Annotated in this window: 18 protein-coding genes; 8 read left to right on the forward strand and 10 right to left on the reverse strand. The window is 61.3% G+C overall.

Going from position 1 to position 22,021, the window contains the following annotated elements; translation table 11 throughout:
* Positions 1-2: 2 nt before the first annotated feature.
* Positions 3-2,066, reverse strand: coding sequence for a PAS domain-containing sensor histidine kinase (locus ACK59Z_RS09870; RefSeq protein ID WP_108190377.1), 2,064 nt, complete (start codon positions 2,064-2,066; stop codon positions 3-5).
* A 193-nt stretch (positions 2,067-2,259) separates the two neighbouring features.
* Between ACK59Z_RS09870 and ACK59Z_RS09875 the strand changes: the two genes are divergently transcribed.
* Both ACK59Z_RS09875 and ACK59Z_RS09880 read left to right on the forward strand, forming a co-directional pair.
* On the forward strand, positions 2,260-2,946 hold the full coding sequence (locus ACK59Z_RS09875) for a type 1 glutamine amidotransferase domain-containing protein (protein ID WP_014859086.1): 687 nt from the start codon (positions 2,260-2,262) through the stop codon (positions 2,944-2,946).
* Positions 2,947-3,075: 129 nt separating this feature from the next.
* A complete protein-coding gene (locus ACK59Z_RS09880; RefSeq protein WP_108190378.1) occupies positions 3,076-3,882 on the forward strand; it encodes a CSS-motif domain-containing protein in 807 nt (268 codons plus the stop codon).
* A gap of 23 nt (positions 3,883-3,905) precedes the next feature.
* Here ACK59Z_RS09880 and hppD read toward each other — a convergent pair whose 3' ends face one another.
* Entirely contained in the window at positions 3,906-4,982 is a 1,077-nt protein-coding gene (gene hppD, locus ACK59Z_RS09885) for a 4-hydroxyphenylpyruvate dioxygenase (protein WP_003253865.1), read from the reverse strand.
* A 299-nt stretch (positions 4,983-5,281) separates the two neighbouring features.
* Here hppD and ACK59Z_RS09890 point away from each other — a divergent pair, with 299 nt between their 5' ends.
* Both ACK59Z_RS09890 and rarD read left to right on the forward strand, forming a co-directional pair.
* Positions 5,282-6,868 (forward strand): EAL domain-containing protein, encoded by a 1,587-nt coding sequence (locus ACK59Z_RS09890; protein ID WP_409292909.1) that lies wholly within the window; start codon positions 5,282-5,284, stop codon positions 6,866-6,868.
* A gap of 33 nt (positions 6,869-6,901) precedes the next feature.
* Positions 6,902-7,789, forward strand: coding sequence for an EamA family transporter RarD (gene rarD, locus ACK59Z_RS09895; protein WP_003253870.1), 888 nt, complete (start codon positions 6,902-6,904; stop codon positions 7,787-7,789).
* Here the strand turns inward: rarD and ACK59Z_RS09900 are convergent.
* On the reverse strand, positions 7,752-9,323 hold the full coding sequence (locus ACK59Z_RS09900) for a TerC family protein (RefSeq protein WP_409292911.1): 1,572 nt from the start codon (positions 9,321-9,323) through the stop codon (positions 7,752-7,754). The genes rarD and ACK59Z_RS09900 overlap by 38 nt on opposite strands.
* 292 nt (positions 9,324-9,615) lie before the next feature.
* Between ACK59Z_RS09900 and ACK59Z_RS09905 the strand changes: the two genes are divergently transcribed.
* Complete coding sequence (locus ACK59Z_RS09905; protein WP_019751410.1) at positions 9,616-10,197, forward strand: LysE family translocator; 582 nt, start codon at positions 9,616-9,618, stop codon at positions 10,195-10,197.
* Here ACK59Z_RS09905 and ACK59Z_RS09910 read toward each other — a convergent pair.
* The 3 genes from ACK59Z_RS09910 to ACK59Z_RS09920 all read right to left on the reverse strand — a co-directional run bounded on the left by ACK59Z_RS09910 (position 10,162) and on the right by ACK59Z_RS09920 (position 13,560).
* Positions 10,162-11,010 (reverse strand): AraC family transcriptional regulator, encoded by an 849-nt coding sequence (locus ACK59Z_RS09910; protein ID WP_003253877.1) that lies wholly within the window; start codon positions 11,008-11,010, stop codon positions 10,162-10,164. The two genes, ACK59Z_RS09905 and ACK59Z_RS09910, sit on opposite strands and share 36 nt — an antisense overlap.
* Positions 11,011-11,057: 47 nt before the next feature.
* A complete protein-coding gene (locus tag ACK59Z_RS09915) occupies positions 11,058-12,176 on the reverse strand; it encodes a glycosyltransferase 61 family protein (protein ID WP_004576556.1) in 1,119 nt (372 codons plus the stop codon).
* Positions 12,177-12,405: 229 nt separating this feature from the next.
* The gene (locus tag ACK59Z_RS09920) at positions 12,406-13,560 is read right to left on the reverse strand and encodes a hypothetical protein (RefSeq protein WP_003253880.1); all 1,155 of its coding nucleotides are present in this window, start codon (positions 13,558-13,560) and stop codon (positions 12,406-12,408) included.
* Positions 13,561-14,011: 451 nt separating this feature from the next.
* On the opposite strand from ACK59Z_RS09920, the gene ACK59Z_RS09925 reads away from it, so the two are divergent.
* The 3 genes from ACK59Z_RS09925 to ACK59Z_RS09935 all read left to right on the forward strand — a co-directional run bounded on the left by ACK59Z_RS09925 (position 14,012) and on the right by ACK59Z_RS09935 (position 17,454).
* Entirely contained in the window at positions 14,012-15,631 is a 1,620-nt protein-coding gene (locus ACK59Z_RS09925; RefSeq protein WP_019751409.1) for an NADP-dependent glyceraldehyde-3-phosphate dehydrogenase, read from the forward strand.
* 110 nt (positions 15,632-15,741) lie between these two features.
* Positions 15,742-16,221 carry a VOC family protein gene (locus ACK59Z_RS09930; RefSeq protein ID WP_003253883.1) on the forward strand — a complete coding sequence of 160 codons (480 nt, stop codon included), beginning with the start codon at positions 15,742-15,744 and terminating at the stop codon, positions 16,219-16,221.
* Between the two features lie 51 nt (positions 16,222-16,272).
* On the forward strand, positions 16,273-17,454 hold the full coding sequence (locus ACK59Z_RS09935; protein ID WP_409292914.1) for a hypothetical protein: 1,182 nt from the start codon (positions 16,273-16,275) through the stop codon (positions 17,452-17,454).
* A gap of 126 nt (positions 17,455-17,580) precedes the next feature.
* Here the strand turns inward: ACK59Z_RS09935 and ilvA are convergent, their stop codons facing one another.
* The 4 genes from ilvA to ACK59Z_RS09955 form a co-directional block, all read right to left on the reverse strand.
* Positions 17,581-19,140 (reverse strand): threonine ammonia-lyase, biosynthetic, encoded by a 1,560-nt coding sequence (gene ilvA / locus ACK59Z_RS09940; RefSeq protein WP_003253886.1) that lies wholly within the window; start codon positions 19,138-19,140, stop codon positions 17,581-17,583.
* 180 nt (positions 19,141-19,320) lie between these two features.
* On the reverse strand, positions 19,321-19,752 hold the full coding sequence (locus ACK59Z_RS09945; RefSeq protein ID WP_108190381.1) for a PACE efflux transporter: 432 nt from the start codon (positions 19,750-19,752) through the stop codon (positions 19,321-19,323).
* Positions 19,753-19,995: 243 nt separating this feature from the next.
* Positions 19,996-21,294, reverse strand: coding sequence for an ATP-binding protein (locus ACK59Z_RS09950; RefSeq protein WP_004577476.1), 1,299 nt, complete (start codon positions 21,292-21,294; stop codon positions 19,996-19,998).
* A gap of 6 nt (positions 21,295-21,300) precedes the next feature.
* Positions 21,301-22,002: a response regulator transcription factor gene (locus ACK59Z_RS09955; protein ID WP_003253889.1), complete on the reverse strand. Its 702-nt coding sequence runs from the start codon at positions 22,000-22,002 to the stop codon at positions 21,301-21,303.
* Positions 22,003-22,021 lie beyond the last annotated feature (19 nt).

Below are 22,021 nucleotides of genomic sequence, written 5' to 3' on the forward strand. Positions count from 1 at the left end.
CCTTACACGTCAAGCAGGCGTAGCGCCTCATCGGCAAGCAGCGCCAGCGAAAACGGCTTGTTCAACAATGCCGTGCCCGGCTGATCGAGCAATTGCGCTTCAATGGACTGATCCGCATATCCGGTGATAAACAGAATTTTCTGCTGTGCAAGCTGCATGCGCATGGCCTTGGCCACTTGCCGGCCACTGAACCCACCCGGCAAGCCGATATCGGTGATGACCAGATCGAAAGGGCCGCCATGGCGAAAGCGCTCCAGTGCGCTATTGGCATCGCCCACATCCGTGACGTCAAAACCACGCTCAGTCAGGTATTCACGCATGACCGCGCGCAGATCAAGCTCGTCATCCACCAGCAGCAGGCGCTCGCCCCGGGCCATGCGCTGCGACAGCAGTACCGGCACGGGCTCATCCGGAACCGGCTCATGGCACCTGGGGAAAAGCATGGAAACCCTGGTGCCCTGCTCCGGCGCCGACTCGATCCAGGCATACCCGCCCGACTGACGGACGAAACCATACACCATCGACAGGCCAAGCCCGGCACCACGCCCGAGAGGTTTGGTTGTGTAAAACGGTTCGAAAGCCCTGGCGATATCCGCCGCTGCCATGCCATGGCCATCGTCCTCGACATGCAAGGCCACATAGTCGCCTGGCGGCAAGCCCCCTTCATCCGGGAAAAAGGCGGTCAGCCGTTCGTTGACGCTGCTGAGGGTGACATTGCCCTGTTCCAGGCATGCTTCACGCGCATTGGCACACAAGTGGATCAAGGCATTCTCTAGCTGGGGTACGTCCAGGCTCACTGCCCAAGGTGCAACGTCCAGTTGCCAGTGCAAACGCATCTCTGCCCCCAGCGCCCGCAGCAACAGGGGTTCGCTCAGGCGTAACTGCCGACTGAAGTCCAGTGGCCGCGGGGCCAATGGCTGATGGCGGGAAAATGCGATCAACCGATGGGTAAGGTCCATGGCACGCTGCACCGCGTCGCGCGCAACGTCCACGTAGGCTTCCACACGCTCCAGCCGCCCCTCCTGCAGGCGTCGCTGCAGCAGTTCGAGGCTGCCACCGATACCGGACAGCAAGTTGTTCATTTCATGGCCCATGCCGCCCGCCAACTGGCCAACCACCTCCATACGCTCACTGTTGTGCATCAGCGCCTCTGCCTGACGCGCAGCCTCTTCACGGTCTGCGGTGATGTCCCGGCCAACCGCCGTCAGCAGGTTGCCGTCAAACCGTGCACTCCAGCGAAACCAGTGGTAGTGACCATCGCGGTGTCGCAGGCGGATCTCCAGCTGCTCCGCGTGGCTGCATTGGAACAGCCCGGACACTGCCAATCGTACTTCGGTACGCTCTGTCGGGTGCACCAGCTCCATCACCGACATCGCCTGCACCTGCTCTTGTGTCCAGCCCAGAATGCGGTACCAGGCAGGGTTGGCAGCATGCAATTTCAATTCAGGGGTGAGCATCATCATCGCTTCGCGCGACAGCAACCAGAACTGCTCTCGCTCGGCCACATGCTGCTCAACCTGGCGTTCAAAGCTCTGCACCTGCTCACGCCAATGGCGGTGGGCCTCGACGCTGGCCGTGGTCTCGATCACCGTATGCAGAAACCCCGCCACGTTACCGAGTTCATCGTGCAGGGGGGCATAACCGAATGCGCACCATAGTGGTTCGGCGCCTTCACTGCGGACGATACGCAGGGGTGGGTCCTCGACAAAATTCGAGTGGCCTTCCAGTGCCTTGAACACCCAGGGTCCCACTGCAGGCCAGATATCACTCCACAGGGTATCGAACGCCATGCCCAGCGCATCCGGTAATGCCCGCAACGCCCGGTAGCCATCGTTATGCACCACACACAGGTCCGCCCCCCAGACCACCGCACATGGGAAAGGTGACAAATGCATCATGTCCACGGCTATGCGCAACGAAGCAGGCCAGCGCGACAATGGCCCAAGCGAGGTACGCCACCAGTCGAACTGGGCTATCCGCTCCCCCATCGGCTCGATCGATGGCAAAACAGGCGACTGCAGGATGACCTGCGACGCGGGCTCGCGTGGCTTACCGTTAGCGACCAATATCGTGACTCCAGCAATGCTCAGGGTTGACCACAGCGCCGCCAAGCCTGGCACGCTCGCCCGTGGATGGGTTCAAGTTAGCACAGCACGTCCCGCACACCATGGCGTACTTGCAGGTGGCAGCTATGCTATTTAGGTTTTCCCTCGGGCCAGGGAGCACCGGCCCATTCAGGTTGCCGATGGGAGCAAGGTCATGAGCAAGAAAATTTTGGTGGTGTTGACCAATACAGCGAAGTATCCAACCCTCAAACGGGCGACCGGGTTGTGGCTGGGTGAAGCCGTTCACTTTGTCGAGAAAGTCGAAAAGGCCGGCTACACCGTCGACTATGTCAGCCCACAGGGCGGTTACGTTCCCGTCGACCCGAAAAGCCTGCATATGGCCCCTGACCTGGACTGGCAGTGGTACGACGACAAGCGCTTCATGACGCGCCTGGGCAGTACCTTGGCCCCAGGGCAGGTGAAAGCCGATGAATACAGCGTCATCTATTACACCGGTGGCCATGGGGTGATGTATGACTTCGCGGAAAACCAGGCTCTGCAAGAACTGGCACGCAAAATCTACGAAAAAGGTGGCATTGTCGCAGCAGTCTGTCACGGCGTTGTCGGCCTGCTGAACATCAAGCTGAGTAACAACTGCCTGCTCCTCAAAGACCGCAAGGTGACCGGCTTTTCCAACATAGAGGAAAAACTGGTCGAATTGAACGACGTAGTGCCTTTCTTGACGGAGATCGAGCTTGTAGGTCGCGGCGGTGATTACAGCAAACATGATGAGCCGTGGAAGCCGTACGTGGTCGACGATGATAGGCTGATCACCGGGCAGAACCCCGCTTCTACCGCCATGCTGGCCGAGGCAGTGCTGAAAAAACTCAAGGGCAGTTAGCTACATCAAGGCGCTCGATTTCCTACCGCTTCAACTGCAGCCGGACTACAGCAGCCCGGTCAACAAATACATAGGCTCAGGGCTCAGCTGTTCACCACGGACAGTTTCAGAGCGGAGAACTATTAGCCTATGTCGAAAATCATGCACGCGGGGCGCAGCATGGTGGAGCTGCTGCTGCTCATTGCAGTGGCGCTGGTGCCTGTGGTTTCCGGTTTGCTGGTGATGGCTTTCCAGCTGGAAGCGAAACTTGCGGAAAACGCCAGCATTTCCGTTCAGGAGGCGGTTTTCAGCGTCGACAATGCACTGGACAGAATGCACGAGACGGCCCTGCGCACCCTGCCATTTGCAGGGGAATCTTGCGATAACGTCAAAAGTGCCTTGCAGGACCAGGTTGCCATTCGCTCAATGGTCAGGTCGCTGACCTTGCTCAAAGACAATCAACCCTACTGCAGCACGGCTTCAGGTTCGCTGGAGCATTATTCATCCTTCGCGTCGTCCGGCCAGCGAGTCGCACTGTCCTACGGCCCTCCTGATACGCGTCAGAAGCTGCTGGTCGACTTTCACCAGAAGGGCAAAAGCAATAGCGTAATCGTCACCGCCTATGCCATGCAGATTCGCAACGAGCTGGATGGTTTTCTGGATGGGCTGACACTGCTGGTCGAATTTGGCGACCGCTACATATGGAGCAACGGTGACAGCCGTGACCTTGATCGCCCTTCACAGTCCGAGTTCTTCACAAGCGCAATGTCGGCCAAGTATGGATACACGGTCAAAGGTGGCTACCCAGAGGGTTTCACCGCTCAGGAAATCCGCCACTCGGTGCTGCAGATCGTCCCCTCGCTGATGCTGGTGGGGATCGTGACCGGCTCGATCGTCTACCTGGCCCTGTTCAGGGCACGTGCCAACAGGCGGGGTACCGCCGCCGAACGAACATGACGACGACGGTACTCCAGGGGCGATCAGTCTGTGCTCAGCACGCCACGGCGTACCTGGTCACGTTCGATGGATTCGAACAGCGCCTTGAAGTTGCCCTCACCGAAGCCATCGTCACCTTTGCGCTGGATGAACTCGAAGAAGACCGGGCCAAGCAGGGTTTCCGAGAAAATCTGCAGCAGCAGGCGCTTGTCTTCGGGCTGCGAGGCGCCATCGAGCAGGATGCCACGCGCTTGCAGTTGGTCGACCGGCTCACCATGGCCAGGCAGGCGCTCTTCCAGCATTTCGTAGTAGGTTTGCGGTGGCGCGGTCATGAAGCGCATGCCCAGCCCCTTCAGGGCATCCCAGGTCTTGAGCAGGTCATCGGTCAGGAAGGCCACGTGCTGGATACCTTCACCGTTGAACTGCATCAGGAACTCTTCGATCTGCCCTGCGCCCTTGGACGACTCTTCGTTGAGCGGGATGCGGATCATGCCATCAGGCGCAGTCATGGCCTTGGAGGTGAGGCCGGTGTATTCGCCCTTGATGTCGAAGTAGCGGATTTCACGGAAGTTGAACAGCTTCTCGTAGAACCCGGCCCAGTAGGCCATGCGCCCGCGGTAGACGTTATGGGTGAGGTGGTCGATGATTTTCAGGCCAGCACCCACCGGGTTGCGATCCACGCCTTCGATGAAGTTGAAATCGATGTCGTAGATCGAACTGCCTTCTTCGAAGCGGTCGATCAGGTAGAGCGGTGCCCCCCCGATACCCTTGATCGCAGGCAGGCGCAATTCCATCGGGCCGGTTTCGATTTCTACCGGCTGGGCGCCCAGTTCCAGGGCGCGGGCATAAGCCTCATGGGCATTGCGCACGCGAAAAGCCATGCCACATACCGACGGGCCGTGTTCAGCGGCGAAGTACGAAGCGATGCTTTTGGGTTCATTGTTCAGGATCAGGTTGATGCCACCCTGGCGATACAGGTGCACATCCTTGGAGCGGTGGGTGGCCACTTTGGTGAAACCCAGTATCTGAAATACAGGCTCAAGTACGCCAGGGGTCGGCGAAGCCAGTTCGATGAACTCGAAGCCCATCAGGCCCATTGGATTGTCGAAGATATCAGCCATGTTCGTGTCCTCATCTGCTGCGAAAATTATAGATTGCGTAGGATGTGGAACAGAAACGGCGGTGAGCACGGGATACCGCGCACGCTGCGGGCGAGGAAGTCACCTATGATCAGCTTGAACCCATGGTATGTCATATGGACCCATTCTCGGCGGGCTTGATCCTTCGGAGGTGAAGGACCTTATTGTTGTATTCGTAAATCGATTCTACATTGCGTAAAATGGTTTGTCGCGTTTTAGTTGCTCGTACGCGGCGACAAACGGCTATCCTCTCGTTTTTACTCCATGATAGTCAGATCAGCATGCCCCTTACCGTCAAACGCCGCGCCGCACTCAGCTGGCGCACGCTCTTGCCCTGGGTCGTCGGCGTGCTGCCGGTCATGTGCGGCCTGGCCGTGATGAACTGGCAGGTCGAACGTGAAATGCAGGCCAGCAGCCACGCCACCACCCGCCAGGCGTTGGAACACGTCGAACACATCCTCGACAACCTGTCCCGTGCCGCCAATTCGCTACTTCCACTGACTGACAGCTCATGCGAGCAGGCCCAGCTCATGCTGCGGGCCCAGGTTACCCGCAATGCCTTCGTGCGCTCGACCAACCTGTTCAGGCACAACAACCTTTATTGCTCCTCGCTGTTCGGCGAGTTCGAAGAACCGGTCAATCCTGGCGATTACGTCGACGGCAAGTTATGGCTGATGGACGGCAACTCGGTTACCCCGGGCCACCCGCTGCTGGTCTACCGTGCCAGCGACGGCGACCACGGTGCAATCACTACGGTGGATGGCGACCACCTGCTGACAGCACTGCGCCTGATCGGCCCCGATGAAGAACTGCAAATCCGCGTGGGCGACGCCTGGATGGGCAAGGATGGCGTGGTCCACAAAGGCGTCTCCCCTGCCGCCCCCAGTGCCAACGTGCTGATAGGCTCGACGCGTTACCCTTTCAGCGTGCAGGGCGGCTACAGTGCCGACAAGCAAGGCCAACTGTTGCGCAGCCACTACCCTGGCCTGCTCAGTCTGTTGCTGGTACTGGGTGCCCTGGCAGCGCTGGCGTGCCGCTGGCAGATTCGCCGCGCCACCTCACCGCGTGCCGAACTGGACCGTGCCCTGCAGGCCGATGAATTCCTGCCGTATTTTCAGCCGGTGGTGCGCAAGGGGGATTACCGCTGGGCCGGTGCGGAAGTGCTGATGCGCTGGCACCACCCACGAGAAGGCCTGGTTCGCCCCGACCTGTTCATCCCCTATGCCGAACACAGCGGGCAGATTGTTGCCATGACCCGCGCGCTGTTGACCCATACCGCGCAAAGCCTGGCGCCTTATGCCGGGTTGTTGGAAGACGGCTTCCATATTGGTGTCAACATCACCGCTGACCACTGCCGCGACCTCAGCCTGCTGGATGACTGTCGCACGTTCCTGCAGCACTTTCCGCCCGGCCGGGTGGTGCTGACCCTGGAACTGACAGAGCGCAAGCTGATCGAGCCCACGCCGGTCACCCTTGAGTTGTTCGAAAAGCTGCATGCCATGGGCGTGATGATCGCCCTCGACGACTTCGGCACCGGCCAGTCGAGCCTCAACTATCTGCGGCAATTCAAGGTCGACTACCTGAAGATCGACCAGAGCTTCGTTGCCATGATCGGCGCCGATGCGCTGTCAGTGCACATACTCGAGACCATCATCGAGCTGTCGGGCAAGCTGGACCTGGGCATCGTTGCCGAGGGAGTGGAAACCGACCTGCAGCGCGACTACCTGGCCGCGCACGGGGTGGACTTCCAGCAGGGTTACCTGTTCGCCAGGCCCATGCCGGCCGCCCAGTTCCTCGAAGCCCTGGCCACTCGCCCGGGCGCAACGCAGTTGCCGCAAGATGCGCCCCCTGAGATCATGCGCGGCTGATCAACCCGCTCAATTCCCGTATTCGAGGCATTCGTGTCAAAAGGCATTGTTTCATCGGTCATGGCGTCCTGCCTGTTCGCTGTGATGTACTTCTATACCTCCCTGCTCAAGCCACTCGATGGCGAAGAAATCTTTGGCTGGCGCACCCTGCTGACACTGCCCTGCCTCACCTTGTTCATGCTTGTCTCGAAAGACTGGAAGCGGGTGGGCGAACTGATGGGCCGGGTAAAGCGCACACCGGTGCTGTTGCTCGGCATGGTCGGCACTTCCTGGCTGATGGGGGTGCAACTGTGGCTGTTTCTCTGGGCGCCCCTGCATGGGCGCAGCCTGGAAGTGTCGATGGGTTACTTCCTGCTGCCACTGGCCATGGTCCTGACCGGGCGGCTGGTATATGGCGAGCGCCTGTCACGCCTGCAGACGGTAGCCGTGGCCTGCGCCGCACTGGGCGTGGGCCACGAGCTGTACCAAAATGGCAGTTTTGCCTGGGAAACCCTGCTGGTAACGATCGGCTACCCGGTCTACTTCGTGCTGCGCCGACGCTGCCGCACCGACCACCTGGGCGGCCTGTGGTGCGACATGTGCCTGCTGCTGCCGTGGGCGCTGTACTTCGTGATCCAGAGCCCACTTTCCAGCGCTGACCTGCAAGCACACCCCGGGCTGTATGTGTTGGTGCCGATCCTTGGCGCGATCAGCGCTTCGGCGCTTATCGCCTACGTGCTGGCCAGCCGCATGCTGCCATTCAGCCTGTTCGGCCTGCTCAGCTACGTCGAACCCGTGCTGCTGGTAGGCGTGGCGTTGCTGTTGGGCGAAACCATCGGCCCGGATCAGTGGCTGACCTATCTGCCAATCTGGGCCGCAGTACTCGTGCTGGTGCTTGAGGGCTTCAAGCACCTGCTACGTCAGCGTCGCCGTTCGGTGTAAGCCGAACCTGACGTACCCGTCGCTCTTCAACCGCCTCCACGGTCAGCATCCAGCCATTCCAGGCTAGCCGGTCACCGACCATCGGCAGGCGGTCGAGCAAGCTCATCACCAGGCCCGCAAGGGTCTGGTAATCCTCGGTAGCACGGGCACTGAAGCCAGTACGCGCCTGCACCTGGCTGAGGTTCAGCGCGCCGCTGACCACAAAGCCTTCCCCTTCCTGGACGATGCCCGGGCCTTCAATTTCACTGGCATCCGGCAGCTCACCGGCAATCGACTCAAGGATGTCGGTCATGGTCAACAGCCCGGTGAAGTCACCGAACTCGTTGACCACGAAGGCAATATGGGTCGACTGGCCACGCATTTGCTCCAAGGCATTGAGGATGCTGAAGCTCTCCAGCAGGTTCAACGGCGCCCGGGCCATGCTTTCCAGGTCGGGCTGGCTGCCCGAGAGCAGTTCCTTCAGCAGTTCCTTCTTGTGCACAAAGCCCAGGGGCTCGTCCACGCGACCATCGCGAATCAGCGGCAGGCGCGAGTACGGCGAATTGGCCAGGGCCTGGGCAATCGCGTCGGCCGGTTGCGCCAGGTCGATCACATCAACCTCGGCACGGGCAGTCATCACCGTACGAATAGGCCGCTCGGCCAGGCTCAGCACGCCGCTGATCATGACCCGCTCACGGCGGTCGAACAGCACCTCTTCCCCGCCGCCCTCGACCAGGTCGGCAATCTCCTCGCCAACCTCGTCAGCCTCGACCCGGCGGCCGCCCAGCAGGCGCAGCACGGCATGGGCAGTACGTTCGCGCAACGGCCGATGCTGTTGCAAGCTGCGCTTGCGGCGGGCACGGGCCAGCTGGTTGAACAGCTCGATCAGGATCGAGAAGCCGATGGCCGCATACAGGTAGCCTTTGGGGATATGGAAGCCCAAGCCTTCGGCGGTGAGGCTGAAACCGATCATCATCAGGAAGCCCAGGCACAGCATGATCACCGTGGGGTGGGCGTTGACGAAGCGGGTCAGCGGCTTGCTGGCAACGATCATGATACCGATCGAGAAGATCACCGCGATCATCATCACGGACAACTCATCGACCATGCCGACCGCCGTGATCACGGCATCCAGCGAGAATACCGCGTCCAGTACCACGATCTGGGCAACGATCGGCCAGAACGCGGCATGGCGCAGCGTACCGCTGGCCTGGGTCACGTGACCTTCCAGGCGTTCATGCAGCTCCATGGTGGCCTTGAACAGCAGGAACACACCACCGAACAGCATGATCAGGTCACGGCCAGAGAAGCTCTTGCCGAACACTTCGAACAGCGGTGCGGTCAGGGTGACCATCCACGAAATGCTGGCCAACAGGCCCAGGCGCATGATGAGCGCCAGGCTCAGGCCAATGACCCGCGCGCGGTCGCGCTGATGGGGCGGCAACTTGTCGGCGAGGATGGCGATGAACACCAGGTTGTCGATACCCAGCACCAATTCAAGGACGATAAGCGTCAACAGGCCAAGCCAGGCCGTGGGGTCGGCTAGCCATTCCATTAGCGGGTACTCACGAGGGACACGTCACAAGGACGGGAGAAGGATGGCCAGAAAGGCCGAAGACTGGGGGGCTCCGCGAAGGTGCTCATATAGACCTTGATAACAAATTGGGAGGACGATGCTACAAGCACAGCAGGTTTCTGTAGTAGCGCAAAACTATTACAAAACCTGTAACGACCCTGCAACGCCCTATCGCCCCGCGGGAGCGCGTCGTGCGCGGGTACTTTTGTTCAATACATCAGACCGTCGGCGACGCGAGGATGACGCCTCTCCAACCACGTGGATCTTCCTCATGAGCCTGTACCTGTCCATGGCCGCCTTCGCCCTTGCGGCCTCGATCTCCCCCGGCCCGGTCAACATCGTCGCCCTTGGTAGCGGTGCCCGCCATGGCCTGCGCGCCAGCGTTGCACATGTCGCCGGCGCCACGCTAGGGTTCTGCCTGTTGCTGGTGCTGGTCGGGCTGGGCCTGCATCAACTGCTGCTTCGCTGGCCTTTGCTGGGCCTGATGTTGCACTGGGGCGGTGTGGCGTTTCTGCTGTACATGGCGTGGAAGCTGGCCAGTGACGACGGTAACCTGAACAGCGCACAGCCTACCCAAGCCCCTTCAGCCTGGCACGGCGCAGCAATGCAGTGGCTGAACCCCAAAGCCTGGTTGGCAGCCGTTGCCGGGGTGGGTGCCTACACCGGTGGTGAACAGCACTTGCTGTGGCTGTTTACCTGGATCTACGGGCCGATCTGTTTCATCTCCGTGGCCTGCTGGGCCTGGGCCGGCAGCGTGATTCGCCGGTACCTGGACAACCCACGTCACCTGCGCATGCTCAATCGGAGCCTGGCCGTGTTACTGGTTGCCAGTGCGGTTTACCTGATCCTTTAAGGCATGCACGGCTCCTGCAGGAGCACCGAGGCTAGCGACAGCATTTCTGTAATGCCCCGGTGTCGCCGCCAGGTGCTGTTTGAATGCCCGCTGCAGGTGTGCCTGATCAGCGAACCCGGCCTCCTGTGCAACTTCAGCAATTGAGCGGCCCTGGCGCAACTGCGCCCGGGCCAGCTGTACACGCTGGTCTAGCAGGTAACCATGCGGCGTCAGGCCGAAGCGTTGGCGAAACGCACGAATCAGGTAGGAGCGGGACAGGCCGCAAGCCCCGCAGATGTCTTCGAGGCTGAGCGGGTCACTGCGGTGGGCGCGTATGAAAGCAGCCGCTGCATCCAGCCGTGGATTGCCCTGGTCAATCTCGCTGGCATTACGGGCAAGCATGCCCGGCAGCTCGCTGAACAGGGCCGCCAGGCGGGTTTCCCGATCAGGCAGCCTGGCGTCGAACAGGTCGGCAAAGGCCTGCAACAGCCGCCCGTACAACACAGGTGAGCGGCTCCAGGTCTGTGTTGGCAGGGTAAAACCCACTGCCTGCAACCAAGGCTGATCGACGAACAGCATCAGGTAAGACCAGGGTTCCCCGGCAACAGGGTTGCAGGTATGCACCACGCCCGGGTTCATCAACACGGTGGTACCCGCCCCCACCTCAACGCACTGGTCACTGTTGATGTAAGTGCTACGTCCCCCCGTGATCACCCCGATGGAGAAGCTCTCGTGAGAGTGCGCGGCGTAGCACACCTTGCGCCCGTCCCCTACCCGTCGGGCTTCGACGAACGGCAAGGCAGGGTCGCGCCAAAACCGTGATACCTCGATCATCCTCTACTGCCCTGCCCGCCGCGGATCCATGCACCGATACTACACACTTATCGTGGGAACAGATCCAACGTGCGCTCCACTTCGTCAATATCGATCCTGAAACCATCGCCTTCCGGCAGGCCTACCACAAAGCCAAAATGCTGCTGGTCACGATCCGTCAGGTATTTGTAGTAACTGACGAAACGGTTCGGCGGCTGCAAAGTCAGCAGGCAGCCTCCAGCCTGCAGCACATTCACGCCATGCACCAACTGGCTACCCTCCACCCCGATGACCACTTTAGCCCCGGCGCATGCCGCGATAATGCTCGGCACATCGGACTTCAGCGGGTTGACGATGCGAAAACCGCGGGTAGTACGCAAGTGTTCGGCAAGCTCCAGCTCGTTGCGCAACAGGCGCAGGTCACCATCACCGCCCCGCAACAGGAAAACCCCCGGGTGCTGCGTGTACGACACATGCGAGAGCAGCTTGTCACCCATGGCTCGGTAGCGAGCATGCCGGCTGCGGTTGTTGCTCTGGTCATCGAACAGCACCAGCTCACGGAAGAACGCACTGCGCAGGCGCAAAGGCTTCATGTCCAGCCAGTCTTCATAGGCCGGTGCCTGGGTAAACAGCGGATACCTGGCAGACGGGGCGGTGGTCACCGGGATGCCCTCGTTGCAGGCCAGCGCATAGGTCGGACAGTCTTCCATCAACCAGGTGCCGAACCAGGCGTTACCGTTTTGCGTGCAGTAGATTGCAGCGCGGTCGATTTCATTGTCGATGAGGATGGTCGGGAAGGTACTCGGCTTCTGTGACAGCCAATGGCTGGCTTTGCCCTTGTACAACGCCCCTTCGACCAGCCATACATCCTTGATCAAGTAGCCACGGGTTGGCCCTTGCAATGTGTTGACGCCCCCCTCCATGGTCTGCGCCGGGTGCACGTAGGGGTAAAACCGCTTGCCTTCCCAGCCCGTCACCCGCTCCAGCTGACCAGGCAGGAAAATGGCCGGCGGCGAAACCGTGGCTTCGCCCGGGGCGATGTCCCAGCACTTGGTGGCGACGCTCTTGAGATCGGTCGCCGTTTTTCCACCCAGCCGTTTGCGCGCCATGTGGCGGTAGGCGGCCAAGGTCCAGCTGTGTTGCCTGGCTGCGGGCGATGCACTGAACTGCGAGATGTCGCTTCCCATGAAGCGTCCTCCCTTGATGGCGAAGTGTGGAGCCCGGCGCTAGGCGCTGTACGAAAAGTCTTGAGACGCGGGTCAGGCAAGGCGAAAACAGCCGAGGAACGGCCGGGGTCGCGCCCGACTGTACTGGAGTACATGAGCATTCCGAGGCGGTTTTCAACGCAGCATGAACAAGTATCAAGGCTTTTCTTACAGCGCCTAGGCGCCAGATCAAAGCATCCCTGGCAGTTACTCAATTGCTCGTGACTCTTTCCATGGTGGGCGGTGATTGCAAGCTGGCGTAACGGCTGCGCAACGTTTGCACAAACGGTTCGCCTGCCCCGCTGCCGCCATAGAGATAAATCTTGTGCAGGCCACCAAACACCATTTCGTGATAGCGACTGGCAACTTCCTCATCGCTTGGGCCATCCGGGAGCCCCAGATGCAACGTCAGCTTGTCGCCTTCGACCGCGAACATCGGCGTATCCCACAAGAACTTTGCCGTACCGGTCTTGGGCAGGCGGACAAACAGGTACGCATGGTTACCCAGCGAATCGATATCACCACCGCGGCGGCGCTTCCACTTCAGCAGGCCGTCGTCCGGGCGCGCCAGACACAGGCCGATGTCGTAATAATCGAAGCCCTGCTCCAGTGCCCATTCAAGCGCCATGAAGGTGGTGATCGAATTCACCTCGCGCAGTTTCTTCGCATCGGAAAACACCGCCTCGCAATAGCCAAAGCGCAACGTGCTCCAGTAACGCTTGCCGCCGCGAACCACTTCACACCCCAGGTGACAGCCGATCACTTCATCGCCCAACATGATCAAGTCAAGCCGGCCGACACTCTTGGCAATACGGAACACCTCTTCGGTAGGAAACTGCGCGGCATGAATGCCCTGCCGGGCCGAAGCATAAGGGCGCAGCAAATCCCGGTCGGCCATGGCGATTTCTTCGTCCGAAAGGGCTTGGCGCATGTGATACAGCGGCCGGTTCTTACGAATGCTGCGCCGCAGTTCGCTGTCATAGCGCGCAGTGATGTCCTCCAGCGGTCGCCCCAGCGGCACCACGGCGCTCAGGTAGTGTGGCACTGACAGCGCCCCCGACGTGGGCATTTCGCTGATGACCACGACGTGGCTGGCAGCCGCCGTGGCACTTGCGCCGTCCACGATCGATGCGCTGCCCTGGCCCTTGCCCCCAATCAGCAACTTGGCCATTTCCCGTTGCTGCTTGCGGCCGATGTAGAGGATTTCGTACGGGCTCTCCTGTTGCGGGCGAAACCTGGCGACTTCCCAACGCCAGAGACAGGCACGCGCCATCATTTCTCGCATTTTGCTGGCCAGCAGCCTGATTTCGTAGCGCATGGAGGGCGACAGGAGCTTGCGCGCCACAGTCGTCAAGGTCTTTTTCATTTCTTCTTCGACGTCCTTTTGAAGTGCACTATTGGCCAATCGGAAAAAGAGAAAAATCCAGCAAAAACACTTAACACTTTGATTTTTATAGTGTGGCTTGCAACTTTATTATCACATTCAGTAACAATTTAAGATGCCTGCAAACGCTTTGGCAAGCGGCTTCTGGCTGACTTTAGATCAAGTTTCATGGCGTCAAATTCCCCGCATCAAACCGACGCTCAACAAAACATTTGCTATAACCGTGCCCATCACGCTCAGCTGGCCACTTGGCTATCCATGAATAACCTTTGACGACTTGCATCAACGTCTCTCAGGCCGCTGACGGATTGCCGGGCAGGCATGGGTGGCCATGTTGAACCAGACTGGTGTTTTTCCGACAGCCAGTGCATGCTCCAAGCTGAAACGATTCAACTGACTTGAAAACCGCCCTTTGATGTGAGGTGCAGTACCCATGGACCGTTTGCTCGATTCACTCTTCCCCAGCGCCGAGAACATCCCGGAAACCTGGCGCCTGGGAGCCCCACTGGAACAACGCGACTACCTGGTCAACGGTGAGCTCAGGCGCTGGGACGGCCCGTTGGCCACGGTGCGCAGCCCGGTATGGCTCAAGCAAGGCGAAGAAGAGCATCAGGTCATACTGGGCAGCGCCCCGCTGCTGGATGCCGAGACCGCGCTGACCGCCCTCGATGCTGCCGTGCAGGCCTATGACAAAGGCCGTGGCGCCTGGCCGAACATGCGCGTGGCCGAGCGTATCCAGCATGTGGAATCCTTCCTTGCCCGCATGCGTGAACAGCGCCAGGCCGTGGTCAAGCTGCTGATGTGGGAGATCGGCAAGAACCTGAAGGATTCAGAAAAGGAATTCGACCGCACCTGCGACTACATCGTCGACACCATCAACGCCCTCAAGGACCTGGACCGCCGCTCCAGCCGCTTCGAGCTGGAACAAGGCACCCTCGGCCAGATCCGTCGCGCCCCGCTGGGCGTGGCCCTGTGCATGGGGCCTTACAACTACCCGCTGAACGAGACCTTCACCACGCTCATCCCGGCGCTGATCATGGGCAACACGGTGGTGTTCAAGCCGGCCAAGTTCGGCGTACTGCTGATTCGCCCCTTGCTCGAAGCGTTCCGCGACAGCTTCCCGGCAGGCGTGATCAATGTCATCTATGGACGCGGCCGGGAAACGGTGAGCGCGCTGATGGCCAGCGGCAAGGTCGATGTATTCGCTTTCATCGGCACCCACAAGGCCGCCAGCGACCTGAAAAAACTGCACCCACGCCCGCATCGTCTGCGCGCCGCACTGGGCCTGGACGCCAAAAACCCTGGCATCGTGCTACCCCAGGTCGACCTCGACAACGCTGTCGAAGAGGCCGTCACCGGGGCGTTGTCGTTCAACGGCCAGCGCTGCACGGCACTGAAGATCCTGTTCGTGCACGAGGATGTGGTCGAGGCCTTCCTCGACAAGTTTCAGCGCAAATTGGCGGCGCTCAAGCCCGGCATGCCGTGGGAACCTGGCGTGGCGCTGACACCATTGCCCGAGCCTGGCAAGGTCGACTACCTCGATGGCCTGGTTGCCGATGCGACGGCCAAGGGCGCGCGCGTGCTCAACGAAAATGGCGGGCACAGCCGCGGCTCATTCTTCTACCCGGCCTTGCTGTACCCGGTCAGCCGGGAAATGCGCGTGTACCACGAGGAGCAGTTCGGCCCGCTGGTACCGGTGGTGCCCTACCGCGACCTGCAGACAGTGATCGACTATGTGCTGGACTCCGACTACGGCCAGCAACTGAGCCTGTTCGGCAACGACCCGGCCACCATCGGCAGCCTCGTCGACATCTTCGCCAACCAGGTCGGGCGCATCAACATCAATGCTCAGTGCCAACGCGGCCCTGACACCTACCCGTTCAACGGCCGCAAGAACAGCGCCGAGGGCACGCTCTCGGTGGATGACGCTTTGCGTGTGTTCTCCATCCGGACGCTGGTCGCCACCCGCTTCCAGGAGGCCAACAAAGCGCTGATCAGCGAGATCATTCGCAACCGCCAGTCGAGCTTCCTGACCACCGACTACATCTTCTGACCGCCGCGCTTATAGACAATCGATCTAGCGTCACTGTCGATTTTCCATCTGGGCGAACGACTCTAAGCAACAGGGCGCCTTTCGGCGCCCATTGCACAGGAGAGTCGAACATGGCAGTCAAACCCATCCCCGAAGGCCAGCACAGCATCACGCCCTACCTGGCCATCAACGACGCCGCCAAGGCCATCGAGTTCTACAAGCAAGCCTTTGGCGCGAAGGAAATGTTCCGCCTCGATGCCCCGGGCGGTCGCGTTGGCCATGCCGAACTGAGAATCGGCGATTCGTCGCTGATGCTGGGCGACCCCTGCGACATGGAAGGCGGCCTCACCGCCAGCCAGAAGCTCAGCGGTGCGGGTGTTGGCCTGCACTTGTATGTTGAAGACTGCGACAAGGTCTACGCCCAGGCCCTGGCCGCCGGGGGCATCCAGTTACATCCCTTGACCGACCAGTTTTACGGTGACCGCAGCGGCACCCTGAAAGATCCGTTTGGCAACATCTGGTTCGTGTCCACCCACAAAGAGGACCTGACCCCCGACGAGATTCGCGCCCGCGCCGCGAAGATGTTCGGCGGCAGCCAAGCGACGAGTTGAAAGCCGCGCGACTTTGCTTGAAGCTTGAGGCTCGTAGCTTGGAGCTGCTTCATGCGAATCATCGACAAAACCGCCACCCAGGTGCGCAGCCTGACCCCCGCTGAAGAGGAACTGCTGGTCGGCTTTGCCACCGGCAGCCTCGCCGGCCCGCGCCTGCTACAGGCCAACCAGCTACTGATGAAAGTGCGCAACGCCAACCAGTGGCTGGCTTGCGACTGCCGCAACGATGCCTTGCCGGTGCTCAACGTCACCCTCAACGGCAGCACCGGTACGCTCTTCCTCAAGAACAACCCGGGCACTGCCGAGCACGCGCCAGGCTGCCCGTTCACCAAGGACGAGCGGGAAGCCGCCGAACGCGAAAATGACCCTGTCCCCCCCGCCGCCTGGCTGCCACCCGACACACCCTTGCGCCTGATCAGCGACTTCCGTGCTGGCACGGCCGGTGCCGTCGGCGATGGCAACGACAGACGCGAACAGCAGCGCCTGCTGTCACTGCTGCTGACCTGGATTGAAACCAGCGGGCTCAACCTTTACGCCACCCACCTGAAAAAAGACCTGACCACGCAGTTTGCCGAGTTGCGCAGCGTGGCCAGCCGCTATCCGCTGCTGGAGCGGGTGCCCGCCAGCAACTACCTGGAAACCCGCCTGGACATGAAGCACATGATGATGCTCAAGTCCCGTCTGCGCGAGGCCTCTGTGTTTGGCAACCATCGCCGCCATGGCCTGCTGCTGGACTGCGTCGACCAGATCAAAGGGCGCAAGTTGTTCAACAACCGCAGCGAAGACGGCTTCGACTTCCAGGGGCATCACCTGTACTGGGGCGGGAGCCGCACCACCGGGCCGTTGCTGGCGCTGATGATCTACTCGCCGACCAGCGCCGGTAGCCATTTCTATGAGCTGATTCATGTGGCCAGTGTGCCCGTGCTGTCGCGCGCGCACCTGTTCCCGGTGTACCGCGATGAAGAGCGCGAGCCGCTCAAGGCATTGGTGTCGCTGATCGACTGGATGGCCAGTAAAGGGGTGAAAGTGCAGATGCGTCGCCCCGTGATCGGTGGGCAGGTGATGGATGAACTGGTGCTGACCTCGGACCAGGACCGGGTGTTGTCAGTGTCGCTGCTGGAACAGCCCATCGGCCCCGAGCCGGATACCGAGAACTTCAAGCGCTACGCCGACTTCAAAAGCCTTGAAACGTTCCGCAAGTTCGTTGCCGGCTTTTTCATGCGCGAGCGTTGAAACCCACGCGTTGGCTCGCGCAGTTCCCTGCAGGAGATCGCCCTGCCCTTTGGACGGGGCGATCACGCTGCGAACAAAGGCGGCAAGCAAGCGGCTAGACACGCCTGCATTGGCCACACAGGTGCCTCAGCCCAGGAACAGCTTGTACGCCGGGTTGTCAGTCTCGTCCCAATACCGGTACCCCATCTCGTCCAGCGTCAACGGCAAGCTCGCCAATTCGTCCGCTGGTACTTCCAAAGCAGCGAACACCCGCGCCTCCGCCGCACCATGGTTGCGGTAATGGAACAGGCTGATATTCCAACGTTTGCCCAACCGCTCCAGAAACCCCAGCAACGCCCCTGGCCGTTCGGGGAACTCGAAGCGCAGGACCCGCTCATCAGCCCCTGACGCGGCATGCCCGCCCACGGTATGGCGCACATGCAGCTTTGCCAGCTCGTTGTCGGTCAGGTCCAGCACGCTGTACCCCTGCTCCCGCAAGCTGGCCAGCAACTGCTCACGCGGGTCGTGCACCGGGTGGGTCTGCACGCCCACGAACAGGCGCGCCTCCTTGCCAGGGTAGAAGCGGTAGTTGAATTCGGTGATCTGCCGCTTGCCCAGTGCCTGGCAAAAGGCCCGGAAGCTGCCCGGCTGTTCCGGAATTGTCACGGCGATGATCGCCTCGCGCTGCTCACCCAGCTCGGCCCGCTCGGCCACGTGGCGCAAGCGGTCGAAATTGACGTTCGCCCCGGAGTCGATGGCCACCAGGGTCTGCCCCTGCACACCTTCACGCGCCACGTACTTCTTGATCCCGGCCACGGCCAAGGCCCCGGACGGCTCGGTGATCGAACGGGTGTCGTCGTAGATATCCTTGATCGCCGCGCACAGCTCGTCACTGCTCACCGTCACCACCTCGTCGACAAAGTGGCGGCACAGCTCGAAGCAATGGGCGCCGATCTGCGCCACCGCCACGCCATCGGCAAAGGTGCCGACCTGCGGCAGGATCACGCGTTCGCCGACGGCCATGGCAGCCTGCAGGCAGTTGGAATCCACCGGTTCGACGCCGATCACCTTCACGTCAGGGCGCAGGTACTTCACATAGGCGGCGATCCCGGCGATCAACCCCCCACCGCCCACAGGCACAAAGATCGCGTCCAGCGCCCCCGGGCGCTGACGGAGGATCTCCATGGCCACGGTACCCTGCCCGGCGATCACATCCGGGTCATCGAACGGTGGCACGAAGGTGGCGCCTTCGCTGTCGGCCAGCTTCAGTGCATGGGCCAGCGCATGCGGGAAGCTCTCGCCATGCAGCACCACATGCCCGCCGCGCGAACGCACACCTTCCACTTTCAACGATGGCGTGGTGGTGGGCATGACGATCGTTGCTTTGATACCCAGATGAGATGCTGCCAAGGCCACGCCCTGGGCATGGTTGCCCGCCGAAGCGGTGATCACCCCGCGCTCACGCTGCACATCGGTCAGACGCGACAGGCGAGTGTAGGCGCCCCGGATCTTGAACGAAAACGTAGGCTGCAGGTCTTCGCGCTTGAGCAATACCTGGTTGCCCAGGGCGGCAGACAAGGCCGGGGCCGCTTGCAGGGGCGTTTCGATGGCCAGGTCGTACACCGGCGCGGCAAGAATGCGCCGCACCTGCTCCGACAGCAGTTGCTGGGGGGTGACGGTAGTACGAGGGACACTGAAGCTGGTCATCGATGACTCCTTGGCTATTTTTACGTTGCCCAGGAGTCAGAGAGAAAAAACCCGCCTCCAGGGCGGGTTCGGTGCACGTACGCGCTAGCCCGCCAAGCTGATAATGGCGGTAATAATAATGGCGTTCACGTGCGGGAATGTGTTCATGGGTAGGAACTTAGCCTGCCTCGCAGCCAGAAGTCAACACTTGGCCTGCTGCGCCGAAAGCGGCACATCGAACACCTTGTCGAAGCCCCACTGGAAGACAAAGGCGTAAACGAAGAAGAACACGAACAGCGCCAGGTTGGTCAGCAGTGCCGCCCACAGGCTCACGTCCAGCCAGTACGCCACCAGCGGCAGCAGAATCACCACCAGCCCACCCTCGAAACCCAGCGCGTGCAGCAGGCGCCGCAATAAGGTGCGCTCACGCTTGTGCTGGCGCGCTTCCCAACGTTCGAACACCCAGTTGTAGCCCATGTTCCAGCTCATCGCGATACCCGACATCAGCACCGAGAGCACGGTCGACTGCGCCATGCCGGCGCCGAACGCCAGCTCCAGCGCTGGCGCCACACAGGCGACGGCGATGGCCTCATAGAGAATGGCCTGGACGATCTTGCGGGCCTTGCCTTGCATGTTCAGCTCCCTGAATGAACGACCTGTAAAGCTACAAGATGTAGCCCCCAAGAAAAAGCCCGAACGCTGGACAACTTCGCGCTTGGCTGCCCGGCTGTGAGGTGAAGCGTTCGCGATAGGCGTTGAAGGGCTGGACCCGCTGGGGCCGAGCAGCGCGTGGCGGCGCCGTCCCTGCCCAGGTGTTGCAGGAAGCCAAGACCGCTTTGCGTTGTGATCAAGCCAGCTGGCAGAACAGGCGAAACATCATCCGGCGGGCAAACGAATCCTGAACTGTGCCCCACCCAGCGCCGACTGCGCCAGGGTCAAGGTGCCACCCTGCCCCTCGATCGCCCGACGGCTGATGGCCAACCCCAGGCCAAAACCACCGGTGTTGCGATCGCGACTGCGGTCCAGACGGTAGAACGGCTGGAACACCCGCTCGCGCTCCTCCACAGGGACGCCAATCCCGTCATCCTCCACCGTCAGCAAGCAGGCGCCATCGGCTTCCAGGCGCAAGCGCAGCAACAGGCTTTCATCGCAATAGCGCATGGCATTGCGCACCAGGTTCTGCACCGCGCGCGCCGTCAGCCGCGGGTCCAGTACAAAGCGCGGCAACTCACCCTCGGCCCGCACTTCCCAATGGATACCCCGGCCATCGAGCTCCTCGGCAAAGCCGCCAAGCACACTGTCGACCAGCTCCAGCAGCGATACCTCCACCCGCTCCCGCGCCTGATCGGCGTTGTACAACCGGCTGTAGGACAGCAGCTCCAGCACCAGTTCATCCAGCTCGCGCACATGCCCGACCAGCTCCAGCAGGCGCTTGCGGCTGGCTGGCGGCACTTCGTCGAACAGCAGCACCAGGCCGAAGTCCAGCCGGGTCAGTGGCGTGCGTAACTCGTGCGATACCGCATTGAGCAGTTCACGCTGCTGGTTGACATGGCGTTCCAGGTCACTGGCCATGGTGTCGAATACCCCGGCCAGCTCACCAATGTTGGAGTGAGGCGAAATGTGCGTACGCTCAGCCATCTGCCCCTGGCCCAGGCGCCGAGCGGTCTCCTTGAGGCGCTCCAGATCACGCCAGTGCGGCCATACCCACAGCAGCAGGCAGCCCAGCATGGCTGCACCAATCAATACGGTCACGCCCCACGACAGCACGTTGATGTCCAGCGGGTCCGGCGGGGAATGCAGGCGTACCAGCCACTCCTTGTCCAGCGGCGCCAGCACCGTCTCGTAATAGCCCCACTCGGCAATGCGCACTGCGTACAGCCCCTGCGCCAGGCGCGCCTGCTCCTCATCGCTCAAACCGGCCTGATCCCTGCGCAGCAGCTGCAGCTCCAGCGGCGCGAAATCACTGGCCAGTTCCTGCTCCACCGCTGGCCACTGCTCGCGCGGGGCCTGGCGGAACTGGCGCACGATCAACGCCTGTACGCCCTTGGCCTGGTCCAGGTTGTAGGCCATGAACCGGTCGCGGAACAGGCCGACAATGGTGTCAGGGATGAACAGCAATGCGCCGGCGTAGGCGACGATGATCACCAGGTACAACCGCACCAGGATCTTGAGCATGGCCGATCAGCACTCCCACTCGACACGGCTGAACAGGTAGCCCTTGCCCCACACGGTCTTGATCTTGCGCGCTTCGCCGGCGTTATCGTCGAACTTGCGCCGCAGTTTGGAAATGGCCACGTCAACGGAGCGATCGGTGCCATTGAACTCAATGCCACGCAGTTGTTGCAGGATACGGTCGCGGTTCATCACCTCACCGGCATTGCGCGCCAACACCACCAGCAGGTTGTACTCGCCGCTGGACAGCTCCACCTCCTCGCCGCGCCAACTCACCGTGCGCTCGGCCAGGTCGATGCGCAGGCCACCAATCAGGATCAGGTCGTTTTCCAGGCGCGGTTCGTTGACACTGCTGCGGCGCAGCAGCGTGCGCACGCGGGCCAGCAGCACGCGTGGCTCACAGGGTTTGGTCACGTAGTCGTCGGCCCCCATTTCCAGGCCAAGCACCTGGTCATGGCTGTCGTCGCGGGCCGTCAGCATGAGGATTGGCAGGGTCTGCGACTCCTGGCGCAGCAGCCGGCACAGCTGCAGGCCATCGATGCCCGGCAGCATCAGGTCAAGGATGACCAGGTCAGGCCTTTGCCGACGGTACTCGTCCAGTACATGATCGCCCCGGGCGATCACCTGGACATGGAAGTCGTTGCGTTGCAGGTAGCTGGCGATGAGCTCGGACAGGGCGCTGTCGTCTTCGACCAGGAAAATATTCGGCATAGGTGCTTGGGCGTCTGGG

The sequence above is a fragment of the Pseudomonas sp. KCJK9058 genome (genome assembly GCF_046230975.1).
GTDB lineage: Bacteria > Pseudomonadota > Gammaproteobacteria > Pseudomonadales > Pseudomonadaceae > Aquipseudomonas > Aquipseudomonas alloputida.